This is a genomic window from Novosphingobium meiothermophilum (genome assembly GCF_003171715.1).
Classification (GTDB): domain Bacteria; phylum Pseudomonadota; class Alphaproteobacteria; order Sphingomonadales; family Sphingomonadaceae; genus Novosphingobium; species Novosphingobium meiothermophilum.
The window spans coordinates 155,391-181,772 of the sequence record NZ_QGHL01000017.1 but is presented as its reverse complement, the minus strand read 5'-3'; the positions used below and the strand labels follow the sequence as shown (position 1 = coordinate 181,772).

Sequence of the window (26,382 nt, the reverse complement as noted above, 5' to 3'; positions counted from 1 at the left end):
TCAGCCCTGCCGAGGGAAGCATGACTGCTCCCCATCAGGTTCAGGCGACCGCGATGGCGCCGGTTTCGCTCAGGTGGATGATCCTCGCCTCGTCATAGCCCAGCGATTGCAGCACGGCGCGGGTATCGGCACCCGGACCGGGCAGCGCGACCGGTGCGCCGGGGCGCTTGCCGTCCATTTCCAGCGGGATCGTGGGCAGGCGGGTTTCGCAGCCATTGTCGAGCGTGACCGGCTCCAGCCCGCCTTCGGCCAGTTGCGGATCGTCGAACAAGTCCTCTGGCCGCCCGATGGGCGCGAAAGGCAGGCCCGTGCCTTCCAGCTTCGCCACGATCTCGGCGCGGGTCATGCCCGCGATCAGCGCGCGGATCTGCGGCAGGATGCGGTCCCGCGCCAGCACGCGGCTGTTGTTGGCGCGCAGGGTTTCATCGGCCCACAGATCATCAAGCGCGAACAGCTTGCAGAACCTTTCCCAGAGGCTGTCGGAAACGACGCCGATGAAGACCGGCTCGTCCTTCGTCTCGAACACATCGTAGATGGCCCATGCCGATATGCGTGCGGGCATGGGCGAGGCGGCCTTTCCGGTGACGGCGAACTGCGCCATGTGCTGGCCCACGAGATAGACCGTGGTTTCGAACAGGCTGGCAACGACCTTCTGCCCGCGCCCGGTGCGGTGGCGTTCTTCAAGGGCTGCAAGAATGCCGATCACGCCGAACATGCCGCCGGTCACGTCGATCACGCTGGAGCCTGCGCGCAAGGGGCGTCCCGGCGGCCCGGTCATGTAGGCGAGGCCGCCCATCATCTGCGCCACTTCATCAAGCGCGGTGCGGTGTTCGTAAGGGCCGGGGAGAAAGCCCTTTTCCGAGCAGTAGATCAGCCGGGGGTTGGTTTCGCAAAGCGCTTCGTAGGACAGGCCGAGCCGGTCGAGCGCGCCGGGGCGGAAGTTTTCCACCAGCACGTCCGCGTTCCCTGCCAGATCGCGCGCCACGGCCAGCCCTTCGGCCGACTTGAGGTTGAGGCAGACCGATTGCTTGCCCCGGTTGTACATGGGAAAATAGCCCGCGCCCGAACCCAGTAGGCGGCGCGTCTGGTCTCCGCCGACCGGTTCGATCCGCACCACCTCGGCGCCCAGCCCGGCAAGGATGTGGCCCACCGCCGGGCCCATGACCATGTGCGTGAACTCGACAACCCGGATGCCGGCAAGCGGCTGGGGGGTGGCTGGTTGCGGCGCGCTCACTGTGCGATCCTTTCGTGGTAATCGAGCATCGGCCCGGCATCGGGCGTGAAACCGTAGAGCGGCTCGCCGGGCAGGGCGTCTTTCAGGATGGTGCGCACCTCGATCAGCTTTTCGAGGTCGATCCCGGTATCCAGCCCCATGCTGTTGAGCATGAGCACCAGATCTTCCGTCACCAGATTGCCCGAAGCGCCCGGCGCATAGGGGCACCCGCCCAGCCCGCCCAGCGAGGCGTCGAGCGTGGTGATGCCCTCGTCCAGCCCGGCCAGCGCATTTGCGAGGCCAAGCCCGCGCGTGTTGTGCAGGTGCAGGGTGGTCAGCATGTCACCGACCGCCGAGCGCACCTTGCGGATCAGGCGGCGGACCTGCGCAGGGTCGGCATAGCCCGTGGTATCCGAAAGGCTGAACTCCAGCGCACCAGCTTCGGCCGCCGCTTCGGCAAGACGCGCAACCGCATCGGGGCTGACCGCGCCCTCCAGCGTGCAGCCGAAGGCGGTGGAAAGACCCACCGCGAAGTGGACGCCGCCCTCGCGTGCAATCGCGGCCGCAGCGCGGATTTCGGCAAGCATCGCAGGATGGTCCTTGCGCACGTTGCGGATGGAATGGGTCTCGCTCATCGAAAAGGGGATCGACATGCCGTGGACGCCTGCTTCCACCGCGCGCGCGGCGCCCTTGGCATTGGGCACCAGCGCCACCACGTTCAGCCCCGGCAGGGTGCGGGCAAAGCGCACCAGTTCCGGCGTGTCGGCCATCTGCGGCAGCAGCGAGGGCGGCACGAAGCTGCCCACCTCGATCTCGCGCACGCCGGCTGCGGCCTCGGCCGCGATCCATGCCTTCTTGGCTGCAAGCGGCATGACCGTGCTGATCGATTGCAAGCCGTCGCGCGGGCCGACTTCGGAAACGAGGATGCGGGTCATGGCTGCTGCTCCGGATAGACCCAGGGGCGCAAGGCCCGGTCGCGTGCGGTCCAGGCGTCGATCTGGGGCCGCGCCTTCAGGGTAAGGTCAATGGCGTCGAGACCTTCGAGCAGCATTTCCTTCGGCTCTGGCGCGATTGCGAAGGGATGCACGCTCTGTCCGCAGGCAACGGTCTGCGCAGGCAGATCGATGGTCACGTCTGCCCATGGCATTGCTGCAATCGCGGGTGCGGGCAGGACTACCGGCAGCAGGCCGTTGCGCAGCGCATTGGCCTGGAAGATCGGCGCAAAGCCCGGCGCGATGACGCAGGCGATGCCCCATTCCATCAGCGCCCATACGGCATGTTCGCGGCTCGATCCGCAGCCGAAGTTGGCACCCGCCAGCAGGATGCGCTGCCCTGCCGCCTCTGGCTGGTTGAGGGGGAAGGCGGGATCGGGCGTGCGGGCAGCGGCGTCGGCATAGCGCCACGGTGCGAACAGCCCGTCGGCAAGGCCGGTGCGCCCGGTGCTTTTCATCTCGCGGCTGGGGATCACCGTGTCGGTATCGATATTGTCGCGCAGCAAGGGGATGGCGCGCGAAGTGAGCGTGGTGAAGCGCTTCATCGCATCATTTCCCGCGGATCGGCGATGGCCCCTGCCAGCGCGCTGGCGGCCACCGTTTCCGGGCTGGCAATGTGGGTGCGGATGCCGGGGCCCTGACGTCCTTCGAAATTGCGGTTGGTGCTGCTGATCGTGCGGCTGCCGGGGGCAAAGCCTTCGCCCCCGGCATAGAAGCACAGCGAACAGCCGCTTTCCCGCCATTCGAACCCGGCATCGGCAAAGACCTTGTCCAGACCTTCGGCCTCGGCCGCGCGCCTTACCGCCATGCTGCCCGGCACGACGAGCGCCTTGCGGATGGCGGGCGAAATGCGCCTGCCCTTCAGCAGCCGGGCCGCGCGGCGCAGGTCCGAAAGGCGCGCATTGGTGCACGATCCGATGAAGGCCGCATCGATCGGCGTGCCCTTGATCGGGGTGCCCGCCGCAAGCCCGGTGTATTCGTGCGCGCGCTGCGGCCCTTGCGGGACCGTGCCATCCACGGCCACGGCGTGTTCGGGGCTGGTGCCCCATGTCACCATCGGTGCCAGCGCGCCTGCATCGATCACGATCTCGCGGTCGAAGGTGGCGCCATGATCGGTGTGCAGGGATTGCCAGTGCGGATGGTCGAACGCGGGCGGTGCATGGCGCCGGCCGGCAAGATAGGCATAGGTCCTTTCATCGGGCGCGATGATGCCGGTCATGGCGGCAAATTCGGTGGCCATGTTGCACAAGGTCATGCGGGATTCGATGTCGAGCGCGCGGACCGCTTCTCCGGCGAACTCCACCACATGGCCCGCGCCGCCGCCCGCGCCGTGCGTGGCCAGCAAGGCAAGCGCCATGTCCTTGGCCGTGACGCCGGGGGCGAGCTGTCCGGTGAAGGTCACGCGCATGGATTGCGGGCGGCCAAGGCGCAGGACGCCGGTAGCCATGGCGTGTTCGGCCTCGCTGGAGCCAATGCCCCAGGCCAGCGCGCCCAGCGCTCCTTGCGTGCAGGTGTGGCTGTCGGGCGCAACAAGCGTCAGTCCGGGCAGGACGATGCCCAGTTCCGGCGAGATGACGTGGGTAATGCCCTGATCGGGATCGGTCACATCGAACAGGGTTATCCCTGCCGCAAGCGCGGCTTCGCGGGTTTCGGTGATGAATGCCTGCCCGCCGGGCATGAGGGTCTGGTCGCCGCGGCCGGGGCGGGTATCGACGATATGGTCCATGACCGCAAAGACCCGCGCCGGATCGTGCACGGGGCGGCCTGCGGCGGCCATGGCCTTGAGTGCGGCAGCGCCCGTGCGTTCGTGCAGGAACACGCGGTCGATGGCGATGAGCGCCGCGCCCGCTGCCGTATCGGCAACATGGTGGGCATCCCAGATCTTGGCAAAAAAGGTCCGTGGTCCGGTCATGGCTGCATCTTCACCAGCGCATCGTGCCACTGCCGCGCGGCGTTGCCAGCGCGCAACCGGGCGCGTGTCCGCAGGGCGATAGCTTCGGGCGTGATCGCGGATGGAATGACCGGGATGGCGTGGGCGGCATTGGCTTCATACCACGGCGCAAACAGGGCCTCGGCGCGCGAAAGCCCCCACGCGCGCAGCAGGTGTTCGCCAAAGCGCTGCGGGGCCAGATCGGGATAGAGCATATCGGGATCGCCCGCGGGAGGCTGCGGCAGAACAGGCCGATCGGTTCCCAGTTGCGCACGGATGGCATCGAGCGCATCCGCAAGGCGCTCAACCCCGTCTGACAGTCCGTGCCCCGGCACATCGATAGCGATGGCTTCCGGCCCCGGATCGGCAAGCTCTGCCCCCGGCGCGTGCAGCACGAGCCGCCTTGCTCCCATCGTGCCGCGCCAGTGGATCAGCCCCGCGCCAAGGGCAATGAAGCCCTCGGCGTGATCTTCGGCCAGTGCGGGGCAATCTGCTGCCGGGTGCGAACGCAGGAAGGCAAGGCAGGTGGCAAGGTGCGCTGCCGGGCCGGGCACCCTGGCAGTCCGCCAGCCGGACGGCAGGGCGGGCAGGCGGTCGATATGGGCCTGAAGCGGATCGCCATCGTAAGCGCTGATGAGCACGGGGCCGGTCTGCATCGCTTCCGGCGCAACCCACGGCGGCGCCGACAATGCAGCCCGGTAGCCAGCCCGGTAGGCATCGCCCGCATCGAGCATTTCCATCACGATGGCCTGCACCCGCGCCAGATCGGCGTGGGCCATGCTCATGCGGGTTTCATCGCGCACGTCGAACCACGGGAAGAACCACGATTGTTCCAGCACGCGGTTCCACAACCAGGTCAGATGCTCGCCATAGGCACTGGGGCGGAACGGCACGGTGTAGCGTTCGCCGAACAGGGCCATTTCCGCCTCGGTCCAGACCGGATAGCCGCCGATGGCCAGCGCGGTGAAACGGCGCGGCTGCTGCTTCATGGCATGGGCAAGGATGATCCCGCCCGAATGAAAACCATAAGCATGGCAGTGCTTTATGCCAAGGCAATCGAGAAATTGCAGCGTGGCGGCGGCAAAGGCATCGATGTCCGGTTCTCCGTGCAGCGGAGAGGATTGTCCGAACCCCGGAGAGTCTGGCGCGATGCAGGTGAAGTGCGCGCCCCATTGGCGCATCAGCGCTTCGTATTCCTTCGCGCTTCGCGGGCTCTGGTGGACGAGCAGGAGAGCGGGGCCGCTGCCGCACTTGCGGTAGTGAACCCGGCGCTCAGGCGCACCGGCGCTGGCGGGGATCGTGAGGAAGTGGCGCGTAATCATCTGCCCGGCCTGTGCAGGGACGGGCCATCCCCGCAACGATGGCGGCGCGTTTTGGTTGACAGGCGATAAAAAGGAACCCGACTTTGACGATCAAGGGCACCCGCATGGTCAGCGATGGCCGCACCGCACGGGCGATCTTCGATGAGGTCATGGCCAATCCCGCCCGCCGCAAGTTCGGCTTCGGCAGCAGGCTGGCCATCGTGAACGTGGATTTCCAGCGCGCCTATACCGATCTTGCCGCCTTTGCCACGGCCTATGAAACCGATCCGCGCCAGATCGAACACGTGAACACGATCAGCGCGCTGGCCCGCGCCATAGGCATGCCGGTGATCTGGACGCGCGTGGCCTACAAGGCCGATGCGGCGGATGCGGGCGTATGGGGCACGCGCACCGATACGCCCGACAGCCTCCAGAACATCAGGTATGATTCAGATCGGCACCAGTATGACCCGCGCTGCCGGTTCGGGCCGGACGATCTGCACTTTACCAAGCGGATGCCCAGCGCCTTTTTCGAAACGCCGCTGGCCAGCTATCTGGTGTTCCACAAGGTGGATACCGTGGTGGTGACGGGAGGCAGCACATCGGGCTGCGTGCGCGCGACGGCGGTGGATGCGCTGAGCCACGGCTATCGCACGATCGTGCCGATCGAGACCTGCGCCGACAAGCACGAATCCTATCACTTCGCCAACCTGACCGATCTGCAACTGAAATATGCCGATGTCGAACCGGTGCAGACCGTGATCGACTGGCTGGAGGCGCGCTGATGCACGAGGGCAGCGCCGATCCGGGGCTTTACGATTACGTGCCCTATCGCGGGCGTGGCAAGGTGGTGTGGCCCGGCGGGAAGACCGTGGCGGTATGGGTGGCGCCCAATCTGGAATATTACGAGATCGATCCGCCCGCGCACCCGAAGCGCAGGGCATGGGCGCGGCCGCATCCCGATGTGGTGGGCTATTCGCACCGCGATCATTCCAACCGGGTTTCGCACTGGCGCATGGCCGATGTGATGAGCCGCCACGGCTTTCCGGGATCGGTCAGCCTTTCGGTGGCGCTATGCCAGCACCATCCCGAAGTGGTGGCCGATGGTGTGGCGCGAGGATGGGAGTTCTTCAGCCACGGCATCTACAACACGCGCTATGCCTATGACATGTCCGAAGCGCAGGAACGCGCGATCATCGAGGATTCGATCCGCACCGTGCGCGAGGCCACCGGGCAGACCATCCGGGGCTGGCTGGCGCCTGCCCTCACCCACACCCCGCGCACGCTCGATCTGATTGCCGAATACGGGCTGGACTATACCTGCGACCTCTATCACGACGATCAGGTGCAGGAAGTGAAGGTGAAGCGCGGCCGTCTTGCCTCCATCCCCTACAGCCTTGAGGTGAACGACCATTACGGCTTCTTCGTCTATAACATGTCGGGCCGTGAATATGCCGATACCCTGATCCGCCAGTTCGAACGGCTTGCGGCCGAGGGCGAGCGATCCGGCACCGTGATGTGCATCCCCCTTCACGCCTACCTGATCGGCCAGCCGCACCGCATAGGCCCGTTCGAGGAAGCCTTGCGCCACATCGCCGCCGATGGCCGGGCGTGGATGGCTCGCGCGGGCGACATCATCGACCACTGGAGGGCGCAGGCATGAGCCTTGATCCGGCCTATCTGGAATACCCCAGGCGCAGCCATGGCTATGACCACGCGCTCTATCCTTGGTCGGCGCTGCATGAACGGCCACCGGTGAAATGGCCGCGGGGAAGCGTCGCGGTGTGGATCTGCGTGAGCCTTGAGTGGTTTCCGATCACGCCGACAGACATGCCGTTTCGCGCGCCCGGCCACATGGCCACCGCCTATCCCGATCTGCGCCACTATACTGCGCGCGATTATGGCAATCGCGTGGGTGCATGGCGCTTTCTCGATGCGCTGGAAAAGGCGGGAGTGCGGGCGAGCTTTGCCACCAACGCGGCCGTGGCGGAACGCTATCCGCAACTGGTTCGGGCGGTGCTGGATGGCGGTCACGAGATCATCGCGCATTCCACCGACATGAACGGCACGATCGACAGTTCGCTGGGCGAGACGGCGGAACGCGCGCTGATCGGCGATGCCCTTGCGCGGCTTTTCGCGGCAACCGGCGTCAGGCCCGCAGGCTGGCTTTCCATCGCGCGTTCGCAAAGTTTCCGCACGGCGGACCTGCTCAGGCAAGAGGGCCTGACCTATTGCTGCGACTGGGTGAACGATGAACTGCCCTATGGCTTTTCCAACGGGCTGGTGAACCTGCCGCTGAACCACGAACTTTCCGACCGCACGATCATTGCCGTGCAGCAGCAGTCTGCCGATTCATGGGCGCAGAGCATGGAAGATGCGTTTGACTGGCTGGCGGGCGAAGCCGCGCGAACCGGCGGCGGGCGGATGCTGCCGATCCATGCCACGCCCTATATCATGGGGCTGCCATATCGCATTGGCGCATTCGAACGCCTGCTGGAACGGCTTTCGGCGCGGGCGGAATGCTGGTTTGCACGCGGCGATGCGATCGTCGAAAGCTGGCAGGGGCAGCGCTGAGGCGAGATGACAAGAGGCGCGCATTGACTCGGCGGGGTTGCGGCAAATAGCTGTTTCGCAAGGCGCAAGGCGCGCCATGACGCAGGCCGGGGGCGCGAGAGGATGTTCGCAGCGGAACTTGAAGCGGCGCGCCGCTATTGCGCGGCAGCGCGCGGAGCGCTGGCGCGGCGGCTGGATGGTGCGGGCGAAGGTGGCGCGCAAGACCGGCCCCGCGCCCGCATCGACGATCATCAGCGCGCCGCGCACGGGTTTGCCTGGGCGGCAACCAGCCTTGCCGCGCTTGAGGCGGTGGCCGGGTGGGCCGGGCAGGCCGGGGCCAGCACGCTTGACCGGCAGGTGGCGCGGCTCTGCCTTGCCGAGACGCTGGCGCAATTGGCGGGCGGGCTGCCGATGGGGCAGAACGAGATTTTCCGGCCTGCCGATCTGGGGCTGGGCGCCGAAGCGGCGCGCCTTGCCGGGGAATGCGCCGACCTGATCGGGGCGGATCACGCCCCCTTGCGCGCCGAAGTGGCGGCAGCATTGGCGGCGGGGCAGTGGCCGTCCGATACGCTGCACGATGAAGCGCTTGATGCCATCCGCGACCAGTTCCGCCGGTTCACCGATGCCGAAATCCTGCCCCATGCGCACAAGTGGCATCTGGCCAACGCGCTGATCCCCGACGAGACGGTGGCGGCCATGGCTGCGCTGGGCACTTTCGGGGTGTGCATTCCGGAAAGCCATGGCGGGCTGGGGCTGGGCAAGCTGGTGATGTGCGTCGTGACCGAGGAGCTTTCGCGCGGGTGGATCGGCGCGGGGTCGCTCGGCACGCGATCGGAAATCGCGGGCGAACTGATCGTGCTGGGTGGAACCGCGGCGCAGCAGGCGCGCTGGCTGCCTGCCATCGCCAGCGGTGCGGTGCTGCCGACAGCGGTATTTACCGAGCCGGACACGGGATCGGACCTCGGCGCTCTCCAGACCCGCGCCCGCCGGGATGGCGGGGATTGGGTGATCGACGGGGCCAAGACATGGATCACCCATGCCGCACGCTCGGACCTGATGACCATGCTGGTGCGCACGCTGCCGGATGCAGGGGGCTATGCCGGTCTTTCGATGCTGCTGGTGCCCAAGCCGCGCGGGACAAGCGATGATCCTTTTCCCATGGCGGGCATGAGCGGCAGCGAGATCGAGGTGCTGGGCTATCGGGGGATGCGCGAATATGCGCTTCAGTTCGATGGCCTGCGCGCGCCGGGCGATGCGCTTCTGGGCGGCGTGGAAGGGCAGGGGTTCAAGCAGTTGATGCGCACCTTCGAGGGCGCGCGCATCCAGACGGCGGCGCGCGCGGTGGGCGTGGCGCGCCGGGCGCTGGAACTGGGGCTGGACTATGCCCTGGCGCGAAAGCAGTTCGGACGGGCGATCATTCATTTCCCCCGCGTGGCCGACAAGCTGGCGATGAGCCTTGCCGATATGGTCATGGCGCGCGAGCTGACCTATGCCGCCGCGCGCGCCAAGGACAGCGGGCGGCGCTGCGATATCGAGGCGGGCATGGCCAAGCTGCTGGCGGCGCGCGCGGCCTGGGCTAATGCCGATGCCGCGCTCCAGATCCACGGCGGCAATGGCTATGCGCTGGAATACGAGATCAGCCGCGTGCTGTGCGACGCGCGCATTCTCAACATCTTCGAAGGCGCGGGCGAGATACAGGCGCAGGTGATCGCGCGCGGACTGCTGGAGGGGCGCAACTGATGGCAGGGGCAGTAGGAGGAGCATGGGAGCCGTGGATCGGGCGCAGCGAGCGGCGCACCGATCGCGTCGGCGCGGGGCTGGTGCGGCGCTGGCTGGCCACGTTCGACCGCGACGGGTGCGATGGCAACGCCGCGCCGCAGGGGCTGCACTGGTGCCTGTGCCTGCCCGATGCGCCCACGGCCGCACTTGGCGAGGACGGCCACCCCCGGCGCGACGATGACCCCGCCAGTTTCCTGCCGCCGGTGCCCCTGCCGCGCCGCATGTGGGCATCGAGCGCGGTGGAGTTCATCCAGCCGATTGCGCTGGGCGCCGAAGTGGAGCGCACATCAAGCGTGACCGCGATCCGCGAAAAGGCCGGTGCCAGCGGGCCGCTCGTCTTTGTGGAGATCACCCATGAAACGCTGAGCAACGGGCTGCCTGCCGTGCGCGAGGTGCAGAGCGTGGTCTATCGCGGGGCGGCATCTTCGGGCGCGGGGGGTGCGGGGGCGCCGCCGCAGCAGCCCTTCGAACCCGCCGCGTGGGACGCCCACCGCGCGATCACGCCCACCGAAACGCTGCTGTTCCGCTATTCCGCGCTGACCTTCAACAGCCACCGCATCCATTACGATCTGCCCTATGCGCAAGAGGCGGAAGGCTATCGCGGGCTGGTGGTCCACGGGCCGCTGACAGCCAGCCTGCTGCTGGACCTTGCGCGGCGCAGCCTTGGCGACAACGCGATGAAGCGCTTTGCCTTCAGGGGCGTGTCGCCCGCCATCTGCGGCGAGGTGCTGCACCTTGCCATGCGCAGGCGCGGGGATGCGGTCGAACTGGCTGCCTTTGCCGCCGGTGGCCGCGAGATCATGACGGCAACGGCGGGGGTATGAGGCGCCGCCGTCCGCGCACGTCGGCGCGGGCCGGAAATCACGCCGAGGGAATCGCCTTTTCGCCCACGATGTTCAGCCCGTAGCCTTCGAGGGCGACGAGGTTGTGGTGCGAATTGGTGAGCAGGACCATGTCGTGAATGCCGAGATCGGCAAGGATCTGCGCGCCGATGCCGTAGCTGCGCAGTTCCATGTCGCTTGGCGCGGCGCCGCCCACCTCGCGGATGAGCTGATCGGGATCGGTGGGCATGAGCAGCACGATCACGCCCGATCCGGCGGCGCCGATCTCGCTCATCGCGCGTTGCAGGATGCGCTTGCGCGGACCGGGGCGGCCCAGCACATCGGAAAAGACCGAGATCGAATGCATCCGCACCAGCGTGGGCTGGCCGGGCACGACCGGGCCTTTCTGAAGCACGAGGTGGACCGACCCGTCCACCTTGTTGCGATAGGTCTTGATCGTCCAGTCGCCGCCGTAATCGGTGTGGAAGGGCGCCTGGTTGACGCATTCGACAAGGTGATCGTGGCGGCGGCGATAGGCGATGAGATCGCGGATCGTGCCGATCTTCAGGCCATGCTTGCGCGCGAACGGGATCAGATCGTTCAGCCGCGCCATGGTGCCATCGTCGTTCATGATCTCGCAGATCACGCCCGAAGGATTCAGCCCGGCAAGGCGCGGCAGATCGACCGCGGCCTCGGTATGCCCGGCGCGCACCAGAACGCCGCCATCGCGCGCGATCAGCGGAAAGACATGGCCGGGCGTGACGATATCATCGCGGCCCTTGGTGGCATCGACCGCCACGGCAATGGTGCGCGCGCGGTCTGCCGCCGAAATGCCCGTGTCCACGCCCTCGCGCGCCTCGATCGAGACGGTGAAGGCCGTGCCGTGGCGCGTGCCGTTGTTGCGGCTCATCAGCTCAAGGCCAAGCTGGCCCGCGCGTTCCGAGGTAAGGCACAGGCAGATCAGCCCGCGCCCGTGGGTGGCCATGAAATTGATCGATTCGGGCGTGGCCATCTGCGCGGGGATGACGAGATCGCCTTCGTTCTCGCGGTCCTCGTCGTCGACCAGGATGACCATGCGGCCGTTGCGCACATCGGCGATGATCTCCTCGACCGTGGCCAGCGCGAACTCGTCGTCCTCACCATCGTCCATCGCGCGTTCAAGCTTGGTCAGCGTGTCGACGGTGGGGTTCCAGTCGGGCGACAGCACGTCGCGCAGGGTGTTGGGATGAAGCCCTGCGGCACGGGCAAGGGCTGCCCGTGAAATGATGCGGTCTTCGATGAGCTTGCGCGCGCGCGCCACAATGTCCTGTGCCATGCCTTGCGGCGTCGCACATTCAGCTATCACTCGTCAACATGATTCACACTGCGATGTGATCGTTCTTTGCCCCGATGGCATCCGCCACCATCTCGCGCAGTGGCACGCGCGCCTTCATGCGGATGGCCAGCAGCGCCGTGCCGCTGACCTTGCGCTGCACGAACAGGGTATCGACTGGCGGGATATGCCAGCTTGCCCGGTCCGCCGCGATCTGTTCCACCTCGGCGCGGACGCGTTCGACGAACGAGCGGTCGGCAAAGTCGAACAGGCCGGGGCGGCCAAGGTGGCCGATCAGCACATCGAGCGCGCGATCGAGCGCCGCGCCGTGGCGGGCAAGCTGCGCCGCCGAAATGAAGCCGACATCGAGCAGAGCGGCGCGCAGGGCATCGCGGTCTTCGGCAAGCCCCGCGCCAAGCAGTCGGCGATAGGCGCTGGCGGTGGCTTCGGGCACGGCGCGCGCCGCGCCGAAATCAAGCAGGACAATCCGGCGGCTGTCCGGCTGCCAGCGGAAATTGGCGAAATTGGGATCGGTCTGCATGAAGCCGAAGCCGAACAGTTCGCGCAAGGTCAGCCCCAGCAGCGCGCCCATCGCCTCGTCGCGCACATCCTGCGGTGCGGCGGCAAGCAGATCGACCGGGCGTGCGTCGATGAAATCCATCGCCAGCACGCTGGCGCTGCAAAGATCATCGTGCGGGCGCGGCAGCAGAAAGCGCGGATCATCGCCGATCAGCGCGCCATAGCGGCGCATCATCTCCGCCTCGCGCCGGTAATCCGCCTCTTCGTGAAGCTGACGCTTGGCTTCGGCCAGCAGAGGCGCGACATCGAGCGTGGCGGGCAGCAGGCCCGACATGCGCAGCAGGCTGGCGACATTGTCGACATCGGCATCGATGCTGCGGGCAATGCCGGGATATTGCACCTTGATGGCCAGCACGCGCCCGTCGGGAAGGACGGCGCGGTGGACCTGCCCGATCGAGGCGGCGGCAATCGGCGTTGCCTGGAACGAGCGGAAACGCCTGCGCCAGCCAGCGCCCCATTCCGCCGCGAGCACGCGTTCAAGCTGGGCTGGCGGCATGAAGTGGGCATTGTCGCGCAGGCGGGCGAGGATCTCGGTCAGCTCGCGCGGGAGCACGTCTCCGGCATCGAGCGAGATCATCTGCCCCAGCTTCATCGCCGCGCCGCGCAGGCGCGAAAGCTGATCGGCCACGCGCATGGCATTGCCGGGGGTGAGCAGCAGGTCGGACAGCTTCGGCGCCTCGCCGCGGGCAAGCCGCCGCGCGCCTTCGGCAAGGACGCCGCCGGCAACGCCGCCCGCTAGCTGGCCGAAGGCGGCAATGCGGGAAAGCCGTGCCGAGGGAACCTTGCGATAGCGCGATTCGCTCATGTGCGGGGGCCTCCGGCAAGCTGCTGCAACGCGGGGCGCACGCGCAGGAACAGGCGATAGGCCGCTTCGAGCGCCAGCCCCATGGGGGGCACCTGTGCCAGCCTGCCAAGCCGGCGCAGCGAAGGCAGCGCGCGCCACATCGCGGCAAAGGCCGCCGCGCCCGAAAGCACGCGGTCGCCTTCGCTCACATGGAAGCGGGCGAGCGCCGTCGTGCGCGGCACAGGGCAGGGGGCGAGGGGATCGGAAATGTCGGTGAAGGCGATGCGCCCTTCCCGGTCGAGCCTGCGCATCACGGCAATTTCGCGCGTGCACAGCGGGCACGCGCCATCATACCAGACGGTAAGGCTGCCAGCGGCACTGTCGGGCAGGGGCGGCGGTGCTGGCGGGGGCGGGCTTTCCATCGTCTCCATATGGCAAGGGGCGGGCCGGATGGAGACGTGTCAATTGGGGCGAGGCGTTCAGATGAAGAGGTCGGCGTTTTCGCCGCCCATCAGCATCCTGGCGTAGTTGCGGCCGAAGCCCACCGGGTTGTTGGCGACGTGGGCGCGGGCCATGCGCACATCGTGCCACAGATCCTGAAACGCGCTGCCGGTATAGACCGAGCGGCCGCCCGCCACGTCCATCAGCAGGTCCATCGCCTCGATGCAGCGATCGCCGACCAGGCTGGCCTGATAGCGATAGCGCACCCGGTCAAGCAGGGTGGGGCGCCACTGCGCGGCTTCCATCTCGTCATAGGCGCGCACCATCACCGCTTCGGCTTCGTCGGCAATGTTGGCGGCGCGGGCAATGCGGCCCAGCACATCGGGATCGGTGTTGCTCTTTGCCATGTCGGTGGTGGACATGCCCGCCCGTTCGCACATCAGTGCAATGGCGTGGCGCACCGCGCCGATGGCGCTGGTATTCACCACGCGCACGAAGACCTGCGCCCAGGGCAGATCATAGACGCCCGGTCCCTGCCCATGGATGCAGTTGAAACCGTCCATCTGCTTGTGGGTCATGTGATCGGGCACGAAGACCGGCTCGTCGATCACGATGTCGTTCGATCCGGTGCCCTGCAGGCCCATGGTGTGCCAGGTATCATCAATCCGGTATTGCGTATCGGGCACAAGGTGTGTGCGATAGCCTTCGCCGGGGATCACGCCGCCCAGCAGCACCCAGTTGCAATGCGCCGATCCGCTCGACCAGCCCCAGCGGCCCGAAAGCATGATGCCGCCATCCACTTTCTCGGCCCTGGCGCCCACAGGATTGTAGGAACTGGAGATCATTGCATCGGGACCATCGGCAAAGAGCGTGTCCTGCGCGGTCTTGTCCATCAGGGCCACCTGATAGTTGTGGACCGCGACGATGCCGAGCGCCCATGCCGTGCTCATGTCGCGCGTGGCAATGGCGATCTGGTCGAGGAAGAACTCCTGCGGGCGCCCGGCGCGGCCGCCATACTGGGTTGGCGTGAAATGCCGGAAGAAGCCATCGGCGGTCAGGGCATCGACCACGGGCTGCGAAATGCGCCGCTCCTTCCGGCCTTGGGCGGCGTGGGCGGCCACCAGATCAAGCGTGGCAGCGGAAATGGCCATGGTATTCTCCCCAGTGTCATCGCCCCTTGCATCGTCGGGCGCACTCATCATGCGCATGATGCGGAATTGATTTCTCCGCATATGCCGTCCTGATGAGACTCATAGTGTTTTATGCGTTATGGTGTAGTGAAAAAATCACGCAATGCCCGAAGTGACAGGGATCGTGGGGCATTTTTTGCGAAACGCTGGCGGTCAGAGGCGCAAATCCCGGTCCACGAGGGGGTGTCCGCGAACTGATTCGTATTTTAGAAAGCCATTAATTACGCATTATATTGACATTGCCTGCCGATTCGGCGCAGATGCGCGAAACGACATGGCCTTGGCAGAGGAGCACGGCAATCATGCAGCAATTCAGCGGACAGGTGGCCATCGTCACCGGCGGCAGCGATGGTATCGGCCTTGCCACGGCCCGCCTTCTGGCACAGCGCGGGGCCACGGTGGTGATCTGCGCCCGCCGGTCCGACAAGCTGGAAGCCGCGCGCGCGGATATTGCCGCAGTGGGCACGGTCGAGGCCCGCCAGCTCGACGTTTCCGACGAGGCGGCCTTCACCGCGCTGATCGAGGATGTGGCCGCGCGGCACGGGCGGCTCGACATGCTGGTGAACAATGCCATGTCGGTCCACTATGCGCCTATCGGCAAGCTCTCGCTCGATCACTGGCGCAAGGACTTTGCGGTGAATGCCGATGCCGTGTTCGTGGGCACCAAGGCGGCCATGAAGGTCATGGCCGCGCAGCAAGCGCAGGGCCGCCAGCGCGGGGCCATCGTCAATATCGCATCGACCTGCGGCATCCGCGCCGCGCCCAACATGGCCAGCTATTCGGCATCGAAGGCGGCCATGGTGCATTTCACCGCCGCCGCGGCCATGGAAGGCGCCCCGCTTGGCATCCGGGTGAATGCGATCGTGCCGGGGCAGGTGATGACCGCCGCCACGCAGGACTTTGCCGCCCGCGCACCCGAAGTGGCCGCCGCCACCGCCGGGGCCATCCCCATGGGCCGGGGCGGAGAGCCGGAGGAACTGGCCGAGGCCATCGTCTTCATGCTTTCGGATGCGGCAAGCTATATCACGGGCACGGCGCTGCCTGTCGATGGCGGCAAGGCCGCGCAGCTTTACCTGCCGGGCTGAGGGCGGAGCGAACGGCCATGAAACTGGGTTTTTCCGCTGCCGACGAGGCTTTCCGCGCCGAATGCGCCGACTGGCTTCAGGGCCAGATGGCGGGCGAGTTCCGCGACATCAAGGGCGTGACCCAGCTTACCGCCATGCCCGAACGGCGGCGCGAGTGGGAGCAGCAACTGGGCGAGCATCGCTGGGGCTGCATCGGCTGGCCGGTGGAATGGGGCGGGCGCGGCGCCAGCCTTGCCCAGCAGGTGATCTTTGCCGAGGAATATGCCCGCGCCGGAGTGCCGGGGCGCATCAATCACATCGGGGTGGAACTGGCCGGGCCGACCATCCTGACTTTCGGCACCGAGGAACAGAAGCGCCGCTTCCTGCCCGACATCGCCGCTGGCCGCACGATCTTCTGCCAGGGGTTTTCCGAACCGGGTGCCGGATCGGACCTTGCCAGCGTGCGCACAAGGGGGCGTCTGGAGAATGGCGAATGGGTGGTTGACGGCCAGAAGATCTGGACGAGCCTTGCTCACATTGCCGACTGGATCTTCGTCGTCACGCGCACCGAGGAAGGCTCGCAAGGCCCCAAGGGCCTCACCTTCCTGATGATGCCGCTGGATCAGCCGGGCATAGAGGTGCGCCCCATCCGCCAGATCAACGGCGATGCCGAGTTCAACGAGACATTCTTCACCGAAGCGCGCTGCCCGGCCGACAGCCTGATCGGCGCGCCCGGCGATGGCTGGAAGATCGCCATGGGGCTGCTCGCGTTCGAGCGCGGGGTTTCCACGCTGGGCCAGCAGATGGGCTTCCGCAACGAGCTGGACGAGATCATCGCCGCCGCAAGGGCCAGTGGCAAGGCGCATGATCCGGTGATCCGCCAGCGCATCGCCAGCGCCGAAGTGGGCCTGCGCCTCATGCGCTATGGCGCGCTGAGGATGCTGTCCCACACCGATCATTCGCGGATGGACGGGGCGGCGCTGACCTACAAGATCCAGTGGGCGTCATGGCGCAGGCGTCTGGGCGAACTTGCCATGGACGTGCTGGGGCAGGCGGGCGAGATTGCCGCGGGCGATGCCTATGAATGGGATGTGCTGCCCAACCTGTTCCTCTTCTCGCGGGCCGACACGATCTATGGCGGCACCAACCAGATCCAGCGTAACCTGATTGCCGAACGCGGGCTGGGCCTGCCGCGCGAACCGCGCGGCTAGTTGAAGGGTTTCGCGCGAACCGCGCGGCTAGTTGAAGGGCTTTGCGCGAACCGCGCGGCTGATCGAAGGGCTTTGCGCGAGGCAGGCAGTCTATCGCCTGACTTGCCCCGATGCGGAGGGGGCACTAGGCTTGGCTTACGCAATCGGGGGATATGCCACTTGGCCGAGGACAAGCCGAACATCCGCCGCGCCAAGGGCGCAGCGCTGGACGAGATCGACATGCGCATCATCGAGGTGCTGCGGCGCGACGGGCGCGCGCAGGCCACGGTCATCGGCGAGGAACTGGGGCTGACCGGCAATCTGGTGGCGGGCCGCATCCGCGCGATGGATGCCGCAGGCCTGATGCGGGTGGTGGCGCTGGCGGATTTCCGGGTTCACGGCTACCGGCTGCTGGCGCGCATCCGCCTTCAGGTAAGCGGACGCGCCCCGATTGACGTGGCCACCGAACTGGCAGAGCGCGAACATGTTCTGGCGGTGCACATCACATCGGGCCGCTGGCCGGTGAGCTGCCTCTATGCCTTTCATGCCGCGCGCGAGATGATCGAGGCCGCGCGCGATGTTTCCGCCGGCATTGCCGGGGTCGAGGACGTGGACGTGGAACTGGTCAACACTGTCTATCGCTATAACACCCAGACAGGGCCGCTTGCGACAGGCCCGCTTGCGACAGGCCCGCTTGCCGCATGACCGAGGCGCCATCGCTTCCCGCCTTTCCCGCAACCGACACGCTCGACCGGCAGATCGCCGAGGCGCTGGCCGAGGACGCGCGGCTGTCGTTCCGCAAGATCGCCGCCGATCTTGGCGTGACCGAAGGCACCGTGCGCGGCCGAGTGAAGCGGTTGCAGGCAGCCGGGCTGCTCAAGCTGGTGCCCATCGTCGACATCGCGCGCGGGCGCGATGCCACATCGGCAGGGCAGCACATGATGTTCATCACGATCAAGTGCGCCAGCGGCAAGCTCGACCAGGTGCGCGAGGGCCTGCTCGCCCTGCACGAGGTGCGCGCGCTTTACGATGCCAATGCGGCGCTGCGGCTGATCGCGGTCTGCGTCCTGCCCAGTCTGGCCGATGCCGCCACCATCACCAACCGTGTGCTGGCGCTCGACGGCATCCGCGAGGCGGAAACCGAACTGGTCCTGCAAACCGTGAAATACAACGCCGCCATCGGGCCGATCGCCACGGTCGAGGATCTCAACGCCTTTGCCGACGGCGAAGGCTAGGTCGCTTCCGTTCAGACCGGCGCCCGGCGGCTGCTCCACGGCGCGGCGCGTTCGATCTGCCCCGCCAGACGCAGCAGCAGGCCCTCTTCGCCATAGCGGCCGGTGGCCATGATCCCGATGGGCAGCCCTTCCTGCGACATCGCCAGCGGCAGTGACATGCTGGGCTGGCCGGTGCCGTTGTAGATGCCGGTGAACGCGGTGAAGGCGCCGACTTCCTGTCCCCATTCGGCCATGCTGCGCCCGGTATCGAGGCCGATGCGGCCAATCGGCAGCGGCGGCGCCGAAAGGGTGGGGGAAAGGATCACGTCGAACTTCTGCATGAACTGGCCGATGGCGATGGCGGCGGCCTGATAGGCATTGTTGCCGCGGGCATAGTCCATTGCCGACATGCTCTTGCCGATGGCGATGAAATCAAGCGTCGTGCGCTCGACCACATCGGGACCAAGCTCGATCCCCAGTGCCTTGGCCCGGTCGATGCAGTCGGCCGCCACCGATGAGGCCATGAGCGCGAAGCTGCTGGCGCCGATGGCGGCCATGTCGATCTTCGGCGCGGCCTCCTCGACATCATGGCCGAGGCTTTCCAGCAGCCTTGCCGCGGCCCGCGTCGCTTCGATCACTTGCGCATCGACCGGCGCGCCGGAAAACGGCGCGAGCATGAGCGCGACGCGCAATCTGCCCGGATCGCGCCCCACTTCCTGAAGATAGGGGCGTTCGGGCGAGGGCGCACCATAGCGCGAGCCGGGTTCCACCCCGTGCGTCGCATCGAGGATCGCGGCCGAATCGCGCACCGTGCGGCTGACCGCATGGTGCACCGACATGCCGCCCCAGCCTTCGGTCCTGAGCGGTCCCATGGGCACGCGCCCGCGCGAGGGCTTCAGGCCGAACAGGCCGCAGGCCGATGCCGGAATGCGGATCGAACCGCCGCCATCGGTGGCATGGGCCGCCGGGATCACGCCCGCCGCCACGGCCGCTGCCGCCCCGCCCGATGATCCGCCCGCGATGCGTTCGGGGTTCCACGGATTGCGGGTCGGCCCGGCAAGGACGCTTTCGGTGGTGCCGGTAAGGCCGAACTCCGGCGTGGTCGTCTTGCCGAAGATGACGAAGCCCGCACGTTCGATGCGGCGCACCAGTTCCGATGTGACGGCCGCCTTCTGGCCCTTGTAGAGGCGGCTGCCGTTTTCGGTCACTTCGCCGGCGATGTAGGTGTTGAGATCCTTCAGCAGCCAGGGCACGCCGCTGAACGGGCCTTGGGGAAGGCCCGCGGCAATGGCCCTGCGCGCGTAATCATAGTGCTTTTGCGCCATGAAGTTGAACTTCGGGTTCAGCGCCTCGGTCCGCGCGATGGCGGCATCGAGCAGTTCGGTGGCTGAAACCTTGCGTTTCCTCACCAGATCGGCAAGGCCGAGGCAATCATGGCTGTCGAGCAGGTCCTGCATCGCGTGTCCGTTTCCCGGCAGGCCGGCGGTCGCGGCAAGCGCGATCCCGCCGGCAAGGGCTTCCCTTCTGGTGGCCTTCATCATTTCACGTAGTAACGCGCATAGTATTTGCGGAACTGTGCGATCGGCCCGTCGCCTTCGCAGATCAGGGCATTGGGTTCGAACTTCTGGCGGTCCCAGATCACCTTGTCCTGATCGAACTGCTTGCAGATGTCGCGGATGATGGCCTTGGCCACGCCCGCCCGCTCGCCCTCGGCCTGCGCGCGCGGCTGGGTGAAGCAGAAGCGCACGTGGACATGGTCCAGTTCCACCGGGGTGAGGCAGGCCACCAGCAGGGTTTCGGAAATGCCGGTAAAGCGCGTCCAGCTCTGGCCGGGGCCCATCGTGTCATAGCTGATCTGGCCATCGACTTCGCCCCACGGCGTGCCCATCTTCGCCTTCACATCGGCGCCGCGGCCCCATTCGCCCCAGCGCAGATCGCCCAGCGGCACGTTGGCGGTGCCGTGGATATACTTGAAGTGCGCCACGTCCACACCGTTTTCGGCCATGTTCTGGATGGAACCATAGACGTTCCATTCATAGATGTCGTAATCGGTCCATTCGGGATCGGTCGCTTCGGGCAGATGGACCACGTCGAACAGGGGCGCGGCGTCTTCGGGGTGATACCACACCCAGATCCAGCGGTTCGCTTCGGTAACGTGCCAGGTGCGGGTGCACTTGCGCTTCACCTGCGGCGGGATCGACTTGGAATAGGGGATGTCCTTGACGATCCCTTCCTCGCCGTCATAGCGCCATGCGTGGAACGGGCATTCCAGCAGGTTGCCGTGCACCTTGCCGCCATGGCCCATGTGCGCGCCCAGATGCTTGCAATAGGCATCGAGCACGCGGACCTTGCCATCCTCGCCGCGCCACATGGCCAGATCCTGCGAGAAATAGCGCAGCGGCCTGACCTCGCCCGCAGCAAGGTTCGCGCTCAGCTCGACCGGATACCAGCCGAAGGGAAAACCGATATCGAGGTTGCGCTCCTTGACCGAAGCGCGGCCCGGCACCGGCGCGGTGCGCCAGTCGATCAGGTCCTGCCCTTTCAGCTTTTCGAGGATCTGCCAGACCGCCACGGGAGGGGTGCGGGCATCGGTTGCCTCTGCGGTTGCCATGCTTTCACTCCTGAATTGCCGGGGCGGGGGTTGTCTCCGCGATGCCGGCGATTGCCTTGGGGGAGCAGACTTCCCGGCTCCCTGGGATATCAGAGCCCGAACACCTTCATTGCGTTCTCGCGCAGGAACTTGGGCCAGACCTCGTCCTTGAAAGGCACGGACTGCATGTCGGACATGATGCGATCAAGGCTGAGGCCCATCGGGAAATAGCCAGCGTAGATCACCTTGTCGGCGCCGCGGGTATTGGCATAGTCGATGATGGCCTTGGGATAGTGCTTGGGCGCAAAGGCGCTGGTCGAATAATAGAGGTTCGGCCACTTGAGCATGAGCTTGACGGCCAGCGCCTCCCAAGGTTCGGCGCCGTGGCGCATCACCACCTTCAGTTCCGGGAAGAACCAGCACACCTCGTCGAGGTGTTCGACCTTCTGGGTTTCCATCGGGATGCGCGGCCCCGGAATGCCCACGTTCAGCAGGATCGGCAGGCCCAGTTCCTCGCACGCGGAATAGATCGGCCACATGTATTTGTGGTTGATCGCCACCTGCGGCAGCGTGCCGGAAGGAAAGCACGAGACCGCTGAAAGGCCGACCTCGGCGTGGATGCGCTTGATCCGGCGCACTTCCTCGGTGCCGTTGTTGGGGTTGATCGGCAGATCGAAGAAGAAGCGGTCGGGGTAAAGTTCCTTGGCGCGGTAGGAGGTCTCGTTCTCGTTCCAGCCGACAAGGGCCTTCTCGATATTGTGCCTGTCCATCTGCGCCACGGTCCAGGCGAGGTAATCGTCCTGCTTGCCCGACTGCGGGATGTCCCTGAACATGTATTGCGCGGGCATGGCGAACTGGCCCAGCGTCTGCTTGTCCTTGATGAGCGGGCGGAACGGGGCAAACCATTCCGCGCGGTCTTCCGCATCGGGAATGCCCAGCATGCAGTCGATGATGCCGATATCGGTGGGCATGGGCATTTCACTGTTCTCCGGAAAGCGTGGGCCATGCTTTGCGCAGGGCGATCTTGTCGACCTTGCCCAGGGCGTTGCGTGGCAGGGTGGCAGGGGCAAAGGCGACGCGGGTGGGCGCCTTGTAGCGGGCGAGGCGCGCGGCGACCCATTCGATCACCCCGGCCTCGTCGATGGCATTCTCGCCTTGCCGGGGGGCGATGACCACGGCGACCAGCCGTTCGCCCAGCCTTTCGTCCGGCAGGCCGAAGGCGGCGCATTCGGTAAGGCCGGGGATCTGGCCCAGCACGCGCTCCACCTCGGCGCAGTAGATGTTCTCCCCGCCCGAAATGACCATGTCCTTCTTGCGGTCGACGATGAAGACATAGCCATCGGCATCGACCATGCCGACATCGCCGGTGCGCAGCCAGCCATCGGGGGTGAGGACGGCGGCCGTTTCTTCCGGGCGGTTCCAGTAGCCCTGCATGACCTGCGCGCCGCGCACCACGATCTCGCCGGTTTCGCCCGCAGGCAGGACCGTGCCGTCCGGCGCTTCGATGCGCACATCCACCATCGGCAGCACGCGCCCGGCGGCGGCGGGGCGCGCCATGAAATCGGGGCCGACCGCCTGCGCGATGGCGCCCGAACATTCGGTCATGCCATAGCCGGTGCCGATCTGCGCGTGCGGGCACAGGGCGTGCACTTCCTCGACAAGGTTGACCGGAAGCGCCTGTCCGCCGCTGCCGATGTTGCGCAGCGATGCAAGGCTGGCGCCATTGGTGCGCGCGCGGTGCAGGATGTCCCAGAGCATGGTGGGCACCGCGCTGAACATGGTGATGCCTTCCGCATCGATCAGGCGCACGGCTTCCTGCGCATCCCAGCGGCGCATGATGACCACCTTGCCGCCGCCAAGGAACGGTGAAAGAAAGCCCGCGCCAAGCCCGGAAACGTGGAACAGCGGATAGACCAGAAGCGATGCCTGCTGCGGCAACTGCGCGATAAGATCCGGCACGGGAATGCCCATCTGCGCGGCCATGTTGGACAGCACGACCATGCCCGACATCTGCGTGGTCATCAGCCCGGTGATGACATTGCGGTGCGAAAGAACCGCCCCCTTCACCCGGCCCGTGGTGCCAGAGGTGAAGAGAATGGCGCAAGGATCGTCGGGATTTGCAGTGCCGGAATCGGGCGCAGGATCAGCCGCGCGGCGGGCGATCTCAGCAGGGTCGAAGGGCCTTGTGAGATCGAGCACGCGGCCGGAAAAGCCCGCATCATGAATGGCGGCGGCGCGCTCGCTGTCGGCCAGCACGACGGCGGGCGCGACATCTTCAAGCATGGCGCGCAGTTCTGGCCCGGAGCCGCGGCTGTTCACCAGAACGGCAACGCCGCCCGCCTTCATCACCGCAAGGAAGGCAACCAGCCATTCGGCCCGGTTGCGCATGGCGATAGCTACCCGGTCCCCGCGCGCGATGTGCAGCATGGGCACGAGCTGATCGCGCCAGGTGAAAAGCTGATCGTAGTTGAGACGCCGCTCAGCCCCGGCGCTGTCGAAATCGACCACGCAGGTCTGCTGGCCGAAGCGGCGCGCGGATTCGATCAGCAGATTGAGATCGGGCGGGGCGGCCACGAACTGGCGCATCCCGTCGACCACGCCGATTTCGAACGGGCTGCCCGGCCCGGTGACGCGCGCCAGAACCGGATCGGCAGGGCGTGCGGGTTCGGTGGCGGATGCGGTCATCGCGGGCCTTGCGGGTTCTGGTGCCGGTTTGCTTGCGGCTGCCGGACTGATCCGGGCGGGTAGGGCATCGGTTCTCTCCCAAGCACTCACTTTGCGCCCGTCGAATCAATGCAGGCTGCCGTTTCGACCATCCATATGACAGGATTTGCGGATTTGAAAGGCATATTTTTTGCGCAAGTTGTGTTTCCAGTGCGAGGCGGGGTGGCAGTTTCGCAGAAAATGCGGACAGCCGCGCAGGTTTGCCTTCGGGCCGGGACCCAAGGCCGAGCCGCTGTTCACCCCCAAGGGCAATTCGCATCTCCCGCAGTTCTGCGAGATCATCGAGAAGGGCTGCGGGGGCGTCGAAGCCTATCCGGAAAAGGAACTGGGCGTAGGGCTGATGGAAGTGGCGAAGCTGCGCCAGATGTAACCAGACTGACGTAAACCAATCCTGTTTAATCTACGCAATATACAGGTCATCTCGGTATATTGCCTTGATTATCGTTGCAAAACGCCGGGCGATGCGCCAGCTTTCCCGAAACGGTGCAGCAATGCGCCGCAGGTGGAGAGCGGATGATGACGGCACAGTTTCCCGAAGGCGCGGTGATCGTGTTCGGCGGCAGCGGCGGGCTGGGGCGCGGCGTGGCGATGGAATTTGCGCGCGAGGGCAGCGACGTGGCCATCGTCTATCGGTCCAAGCGCGATGTGGCGACAAGCGCGGCCGATGAAATCCGCGCAACGGGGCGCAAGGCAAGCGTGCACTGCGCCGACGTGCGCGATCGCGCGCAGGTGCAGGCCGCCTTTGCCGATGCGGTGGCCGCGCACGGACGCATTCACACCGTGGTCTGGGCGGCAGGGCCGGTGGTGCCGCAGGTCCACATCGGTGACTGGACCGAGGAGATGTTCCGCACCTCGATGGAAATCGAGGCTTTCGGCTTCAACCACGCGGTCCACACCGCCCTGCCGCACATGCGCGCGATGGGCGGGGGCAGCTTCGTGCATCTGGGATCGGCCGGCCATGACTGGTGGCCCGCGCAGGACGGGCTTTCGGTGGCGCCCAAGGCCTGCAATGAAGCGCTGATAAAGGGCATTGCCAAGGAGGAAGGCAAGTTCAACATCCGCGCCAATTCGGTGCTGGTGGGCGTGATCGATGCCGGGCAGTTCAAGGTCCACAAGGATGTGGGCACCTTTACCCCGGAATGGGAAGCAGCGGTCAAGGCCATGCTGCCGCTGGGCCGCTGGGGCGCGCCGGAGGACATCGGGCAGGCGGCGGTGTTTTTCGCCTCGCGCCGGGGCAACTACGTGACCGGGCAGAGCATTTCGGTTTCGGGCGGGTTCGGTGTCTGACCATCCGCTTGGCCCACGGGTGATTTCGCCCGGTGAGGCCGCCACCCGCGCGGCGCTGCGCCATCTGGCCGATGCCTATGGCCACGGGGTTGACCGGCGCGACTGGGCCTTGCTGCGCACGCTCTACCATGATGACGCGGTCGACGATCACACGCCCTACTATTGCGGCCCGGCGAGCGGCTATGTCGACTGGCTGCCGCAGATGATGGCCAACTGGCGCGCGACGATGCACACCGCCTTCTCGCAACTGCTGGTGCTGGATGGGGACCGCGCCGAGGGCGAGGTGATGGCCCGCGCATGGCACCTCACGCTCGATGGCACGCGCCAGTTCATTGCCTGGGGCCGCTATGCCGATCACTATGAACGGCGCGGCGGCGTGTGGCGCTTTGCCCGCCGCTCGTTCATCCTCGACCATGCAGAGGACCTGCCCGCCAGCACGGGCGACGATTTCGGCAGCAATGGCGTGGGCCGGGGCGATGCCGGGGCAGGCGATCCGGTCTATGCGCGGCTGGGCCTGTTTGCCCCCGGACGGTTCGCCGCGCTCCAGTCGAAGGCGCTCTAGTCGAAGTTTGCCTGCCCGCCGTCGAGCGGAATCGTCGCGCCGGTGAGATAGCCCAGATCCTGCCCGCACAGCGCCACCACGGCGCGGCCGATGTCTTCCTCAAGCCGGCCGATGCGGCCCAGCGGGATTGTCCTGAAGAAGGCGCGCGCCTCTTCCGGGTTGGCTTCAAGCCAATGCTTGAGACCGGGCGATTCGGCGTGCGGGGCAAGGGTCAGCACGCGGATGCCTTCGGCGCCCCATTCGGCCGCCGCCGCGCGGGTGAGCGAACGGATCGCCTGCTTCACCGCGGCATAGGCGCCATAACCGGTCATGTCCCAGCGGATCCCGGCCGACGAGCACAGGTTGAAGATCGTGCCCCCGCCGCGCGCCGCCATGTGCGGGCGGGCGAGCTTCATCAGGCGGTGCGTGGCCAGCGGGCCGGATTCGAACCCGGCAAGGAAGGCCTCGTCGGTCACGTCCTCAAGCCGGCCGAGCGGCACTTCCTGCGCATTGTTGACGAGCACGTCCAGCCCGCCGAACTCGGCCACGGTGCGCTCCACCATCATGGCCAGATCGGCCGCATCCTTGACATTGCCCGCCAGCGGCAGCGCCCTGCCGCCGCGTTCGCGCACGAGGCGCGCCGTTTCCTCGACCTTGGCCAGCGTGCGCCCGGTGATCGTAACGCTTGCCCCCGCGCTGGCCATGGCGAGCGCAATGCCTTGCCCCACGCCCTGCCCGCCGCCGGTAATCAGCGCCACCTTTCCTGCAAGATCGATCATGCCGTTTCCTCTCGAATATCGTTGGAAATGGCGTAGTATCTGGAACTATGCGTAGCAAGAGGATATTTGCATTACGCATAATACGTTCGGGTGATGAG

At 66.5% G+C, this 26,382-nt stretch carries 26 protein-coding genes; 12 read left to right on the top strand and 14 right to left on the bottom strand.

What is annotated here, in order from left to right:
• Positions 1-40 precede the first annotated feature (40 nt).
• From DKM43_RS14685 to DKM43_RS14665, 5 genes are read right to left on the bottom strand one after another with little or no spacing between them, the layout of a single operon-like run.
• Positions 41-1,234, bottom strand: coding sequence for a CaiB/BaiF CoA transferase family protein (locus DKM43_RS14685; RefSeq protein ID WP_269089621.1), 1,194 nt, complete (start codon positions 1,232-1,234; stop codon positions 41-43).
• Positions 1,231-2,148: a hydroxymethylglutaryl-CoA lyase gene (locus tag DKM43_RS14680; protein ID WP_109799229.1), complete on the bottom strand. Its 918-nt coding sequence runs from the start codon at positions 2,146-2,148 to the stop codon at positions 1,231-1,233. Before DKM43_RS14680 ends, DKM43_RS14685 begins: the two co-directional genes overlap by 4 nt.
• Positions 2,145-2,750 carry a 3-isopropylmalate dehydratase small subunit gene (leuD, locus tag DKM43_RS14675; protein ID WP_109799228.1) on the bottom strand — a complete coding sequence of 202 codons (606 nt, stop codon included), beginning with the start codon at positions 2,748-2,750 and terminating at the stop codon, positions 2,145-2,147. The genes DKM43_RS14680 and leuD overlap by 4 nt, the downstream gene beginning before the upstream one ends.
• Positions 2,747-4,117 carry a 3-isopropylmalate dehydratase large subunit gene (locus DKM43_RS14670; RefSeq protein ID WP_109799227.1) on the bottom strand — a complete coding sequence of 457 codons (1,371 nt, stop codon included), beginning with the start codon at positions 4,115-4,117 and terminating at the stop codon, positions 2,747-2,749. Before DKM43_RS14670 ends, leuD begins: the two co-directional genes overlap by 4 nt.
• On the bottom strand, positions 4,114-5,457 hold the full coding sequence (locus DKM43_RS14665; protein ID WP_109799226.1) for an alpha/beta hydrolase: 1,344 nt from the start codon (positions 5,455-5,457) through the stop codon (positions 4,114-4,116). Before DKM43_RS14665 ends, DKM43_RS14670 begins: the two co-directional genes overlap by 4 nt.
• A gap of 83 nt (positions 5,458-5,540) precedes the next feature.
• Between DKM43_RS14665 and DKM43_RS14660 the strand changes: the two genes are divergently transcribed.
• From DKM43_RS14660 to DKM43_RS14640, 5 genes are all read left to right on the top strand, one after another.
• Positions 5,541-6,221: an isochorismatase family protein gene (locus DKM43_RS14660; RefSeq protein WP_109799225.1), complete on the top strand. Its 681-nt coding sequence runs from the start codon at positions 5,541-5,543 to the stop codon at positions 6,219-6,221.
• Entirely contained in the window at positions 6,221-7,099 is an 879-nt protein-coding gene (locus DKM43_RS14655; protein ID WP_109799224.1) for a polysaccharide deacetylase family protein, read from the top strand. Before DKM43_RS14660 ends, DKM43_RS14655 begins: the two co-directional genes overlap by 1 nt.
• Positions 7,096-8,010 carry a polysaccharide deacetylase family protein gene (locus tag DKM43_RS14650; protein ID WP_109799223.1) on the top strand — a complete coding sequence of 305 codons (915 nt, stop codon included), beginning with the start codon at positions 7,096-7,098 and terminating at the stop codon, positions 8,008-8,010. Before DKM43_RS14655 ends, DKM43_RS14650 begins: the two co-directional genes overlap by 4 nt.
• Before the next feature lie 102 nt (positions 8,011-8,112).
• Positions 8,113-9,729 (top strand): acyl-CoA dehydrogenase family protein, encoded by a 1,617-nt coding sequence (locus tag DKM43_RS14645; RefSeq protein ID WP_109799222.1) that lies wholly within the window; start codon positions 8,113-8,115, stop codon positions 9,727-9,729.
• Positions 9,729-10,592 (top strand): FAS1-like dehydratase domain-containing protein, encoded by an 864-nt coding sequence (locus tag DKM43_RS14640; RefSeq protein ID WP_109799221.1) that lies wholly within the window; start codon positions 9,729-9,731, stop codon positions 10,590-10,592. The genes DKM43_RS14645 and DKM43_RS14640 overlap by 1 nt, the downstream gene beginning before the upstream one ends.
• Positions 10,593-10,629: 37 nt before the next feature.
• Here DKM43_RS14640 and ribB read toward each other — a convergent pair whose 3' ends face one another.
• Genes ribB through DKM43_RS14620 form a run of 4 tightly spaced genes read right to left on the bottom strand, consistent with a single transcriptional unit; the run spans position 10,630 to position 14,907 of the window.
• Positions 10,630-11,904: a 3,4-dihydroxy-2-butanone-4-phosphate synthase gene (gene ribB / locus DKM43_RS14635; RefSeq protein WP_109799220.1), complete on the bottom strand. Its 1,275-nt coding sequence runs from the start codon at positions 11,902-11,904 to the stop codon at positions 10,630-10,632.
• A 43-nt stretch (positions 11,905-11,947) separates the two neighbouring features.
• The gene (locus tag DKM43_RS14630; RefSeq protein ID WP_109799219.1) at positions 11,948-13,285 is read right to left on the bottom strand and encodes an ABC1 kinase family protein; all 1,338 of its coding nucleotides are present in this window, start codon (positions 13,283-13,285) and stop codon (positions 11,948-11,950) included.
• Positions 13,282-13,686, bottom strand: a complete 405-nt coding sequence (locus tag DKM43_RS14625; protein ID WP_109799270.1) for a thiol-disulfide oxidoreductase DCC family protein — start codon at positions 13,684-13,686, stop codon at positions 13,282-13,284. Before DKM43_RS14625 ends, DKM43_RS14630 begins: the two co-directional genes overlap by 4 nt.
• A gap of 57 nt (positions 13,687-13,743) precedes the next feature.
• Entirely contained in the window at positions 13,744-14,907 is a 1,164-nt protein-coding gene (locus tag DKM43_RS14620; RefSeq protein WP_236632612.1) for an acyl-CoA dehydrogenase family protein, read from the bottom strand.
• Between the two features lie 290 nt (positions 14,908-15,197).
• On the opposite strand from DKM43_RS14620, the gene DKM43_RS14615 reads away from it, so the two are divergent.
• The 4 genes from DKM43_RS14615 (at position 15,198) to DKM43_RS14600 (ending at position 18,384) form a co-directional block, all read left to right on the top strand.
• Positions 15,198-15,980, top strand: a complete 783-nt coding sequence (locus DKM43_RS14615; RefSeq protein ID WP_109799268.1) for an SDR family NAD(P)-dependent oxidoreductase — start codon at positions 15,198-15,200, stop codon at positions 15,978-15,980.
• Positions 15,981-15,997: 17 nt separating this feature from the next.
• Positions 15,998-17,170, top strand: coding sequence for an acyl-CoA dehydrogenase family protein (locus DKM43_RS14610; RefSeq protein WP_109799218.1), 1,173 nt, complete (start codon positions 15,998-16,000; stop codon positions 17,168-17,170).
• A 159-nt stretch (positions 17,171-17,329) separates the two neighbouring features.
• Positions 17,330-17,854, top strand: coding sequence for an Lrp/AsnC family transcriptional regulator (locus tag DKM43_RS14605; RefSeq protein WP_109799217.1), 525 nt, complete (start codon positions 17,330-17,332; stop codon positions 17,852-17,854).
• Complete coding sequence (locus DKM43_RS14600; protein WP_109799216.1) at positions 17,851-18,384, top strand: Lrp/AsnC family transcriptional regulator; 534 nt, start codon at positions 17,851-17,853, stop codon at positions 18,382-18,384. The genes DKM43_RS14605 and DKM43_RS14600 overlap by 4 nt, the downstream gene beginning before the upstream one ends.
• An 11-nt stretch (positions 18,385-18,395) precedes the next feature.
• Here DKM43_RS14600 and DKM43_RS14595 read toward each other — a convergent pair whose 3' ends face one another.
• From DKM43_RS14595 to DKM43_RS14580, 4 genes are all read right to left on the bottom strand, one after another.
• Entirely contained in the window at positions 18,396-19,904 is a 1,509-nt protein-coding gene (locus tag DKM43_RS14595; RefSeq protein ID WP_236632611.1) for an amidase, read from the bottom strand.
• Entirely contained in the window at positions 19,901-20,974 is a 1,074-nt protein-coding gene (locus DKM43_RS14590) for a Rieske 2Fe-2S domain-containing protein (RefSeq protein WP_236632610.1), read from the bottom strand. The genes DKM43_RS14595 and DKM43_RS14590 overlap by 4 nt, the downstream gene beginning before the upstream one ends.
• A gap of 89 nt (positions 20,975-21,063) precedes the next feature.
• Positions 21,064-21,930 (bottom strand): amidohydrolase family protein, encoded by an 867-nt coding sequence (locus DKM43_RS14585; protein ID WP_109799215.1) that lies wholly within the window; start codon positions 21,928-21,930, stop codon positions 21,064-21,066.
• A gap of 1 nt (position 21,931) precedes the next feature.
• A complete protein-coding gene (locus tag DKM43_RS14580; RefSeq protein WP_109799214.1) occupies positions 21,932-23,638 on the bottom strand; it encodes a class I adenylate-forming enzyme family protein in 1,707 nt (568 codons plus the stop codon).
• A 169-nt stretch (positions 23,639-23,807) separates the two neighbouring features.
• Here DKM43_RS14580 and DKM43_RS14575 point away from each other — a divergent pair, with 169 nt between their 5' ends.
• The 3 genes from DKM43_RS14575 to DKM43_RS14565 all read left to right on the top strand — a co-directional run bounded on the left by DKM43_RS14575 (position 23,808) and on the right by DKM43_RS14565 (position 25,526).
• Entirely contained in the window at positions 23,808-24,047 is a 240-nt protein-coding gene (locus DKM43_RS14575) for a hypothetical protein (RefSeq protein WP_109799213.1), read from the top strand.
• 146 nt (positions 24,048-24,193) lie between these two features.
• Positions 24,194-24,964, top strand: coding sequence for an SDR family NAD(P)-dependent oxidoreductase (locus DKM43_RS14570; RefSeq protein WP_109799265.1), 771 nt, complete (start codon positions 24,194-24,196; stop codon positions 24,962-24,964).
• Positions 24,957-25,526 (top strand): nuclear transport factor 2 family protein, encoded by a 570-nt coding sequence (locus DKM43_RS14565; protein ID WP_236632609.1) that lies wholly within the window; start codon positions 24,957-24,959, stop codon positions 25,524-25,526. Before DKM43_RS14570 ends, DKM43_RS14565 begins: the two co-directional genes overlap by 8 nt.
• Here DKM43_RS14565 and DKM43_RS14560 read toward each other — a convergent pair.
• Positions 25,523-26,284: an SDR family NAD(P)-dependent oxidoreductase gene (locus DKM43_RS14560; protein WP_109799212.1), complete on the bottom strand. Its 762-nt coding sequence runs from the start codon at positions 26,282-26,284 to the stop codon at positions 25,523-25,525. The genes DKM43_RS14565 and DKM43_RS14560 overlap by 4 nt on opposite strands.
• Positions 26,285-26,382: the final 98 nt, after the last annotated feature.

Excerpts from the sequence above, each read along its gene's own strand:
- DKM43_RS14655 (WP_109799224.1), top strand. The coding sequence starts at position 6,221 with ATGCACGAGGGCAGCGCCGATCCGGGGCTTTACGATTACGTGCCCTAT.
- DKM43_RS14645 (WP_109799222.1), top strand. The coding sequence starts at position 8,113 with ATGTTCGCAGCGGAACTTGAAGCGGCGCGCCGCTATTGCGCGGCAGCG.
- DKM43_RS14665 (WP_109799226.1), bottom strand. The coding sequence starts at position 5,457 with ATGATTACGCGCCACTTCCTCACGATCCCCGCCAGCGCCGGTGCGCCT.
- DKM43_RS14615 (WP_109799268.1), top strand. The coding sequence starts at position 15,198 with ATGCAGCAATTCAGCGGACAGGTGGCCATCGTCACCGGCGGCAGCGAT.
- DKM43_RS14610 (WP_109799218.1), top strand. The coding sequence starts at position 15,998 with ATGAAACTGGGTTTTTCCGCTGCCGACGAGGCTTTCCGCGCCGAATGC.
- DKM43_RS14560 (WP_109799212.1), bottom strand. The coding sequence starts at position 26,284 with ATGATCGATCTTGCAGGAAAGGTGGCGCTGATTACCGGCGGCGGGCAG.
- DKM43_RS14580 (WP_109799214.1), bottom strand. The coding sequence starts at position 23,638 with ATGACCGCATCCGCCACCGAACCCGCACGCCCTGCCGATCCGGTTCTG.
- DKM43_RS14585 (WP_109799215.1), bottom strand. The coding sequence starts at position 21,930 with ATGCCCATGCCCACCGATATCGGCATCATCGACTGCATGCTGGGCATT.
- DKM43_RS14670 (WP_109799227.1), bottom strand. The coding sequence starts at position 4,117 with ATGACCGGACCACGGACCTTTTTTGCCAAGATCTGGGATGCCCACCAT.
- DKM43_RS14590 (WP_236632610.1), bottom strand. The coding sequence starts at position 20,974 with ATGGCAACCGCAGAGGCAACCGATGCCCGCACCCCTCCCGTGGCGGTC.
- DKM43_RS14600 (WP_109799216.1), top strand. The coding sequence starts at position 17,851 with ATGACCGAGGCGCCATCGCTTCCCGCCTTTCCCGCAACCGACACGCTC.
- DKM43_RS14620 (WP_236632612.1), bottom strand. The coding sequence starts at position 14,907 with ATGATGAGTGCGCCCGACGATGCAAGGGGCGATGACACTGGGGAGAAT.
- DKM43_RS14650 (WP_109799223.1), top strand. The coding sequence starts at position 7,096 with ATGAGCCTTGATCCGGCCTATCTGGAATACCCCAGGCGCAGCCATGGC.
- leuD (WP_109799228.1), bottom strand. The coding sequence starts at position 2,750 with ATGAAGCGCTTCACCACGCTCACTTCGCGCGCCATCCCCTTGCTGCGC.
- DKM43_RS14595 (WP_236632611.1), bottom strand. The coding sequence starts at position 19,904 with ATGATGAAGGCCACCAGAAGGGAAGCCCTTGCCGGCGGGATCGCGCTT.
- DKM43_RS14630 (WP_109799219.1), bottom strand. The coding sequence starts at position 13,285 with ATGAGCGAATCGCGCTATCGCAAGGTTCCCTCGGCACGGCTTTCCCGC.
- DKM43_RS14640 (WP_109799221.1), top strand. The coding sequence starts at position 9,729 with ATGGCAGGGGCAGTAGGAGGAGCATGGGAGCCGTGGATCGGGCGCAGC.
- DKM43_RS14680 (WP_109799229.1), bottom strand. The coding sequence starts at position 2,148 with ATGACCCGCATCCTCGTTTCCGAAGTCGGCCCGCGCGACGGCTTGCAA.
- DKM43_RS14625 (WP_109799270.1), bottom strand. The coding sequence starts at position 13,686 with ATGGAAAGCCCGCCCCCGCCAGCACCGCCGCCCCTGCCCGACAGTGCC.
- DKM43_RS14570 (WP_109799265.1), top strand. The coding sequence starts at position 24,194 with ATGACGGCACAGTTTCCCGAAGGCGCGGTGATCGTGTTCGGCGGCAGC.
- ribB (WP_109799220.1), bottom strand. The coding sequence starts at position 11,904 with ATGGCACAGGACATTGTGGCGCGCGCGCGCAAGCTCATCGAAGACCGC.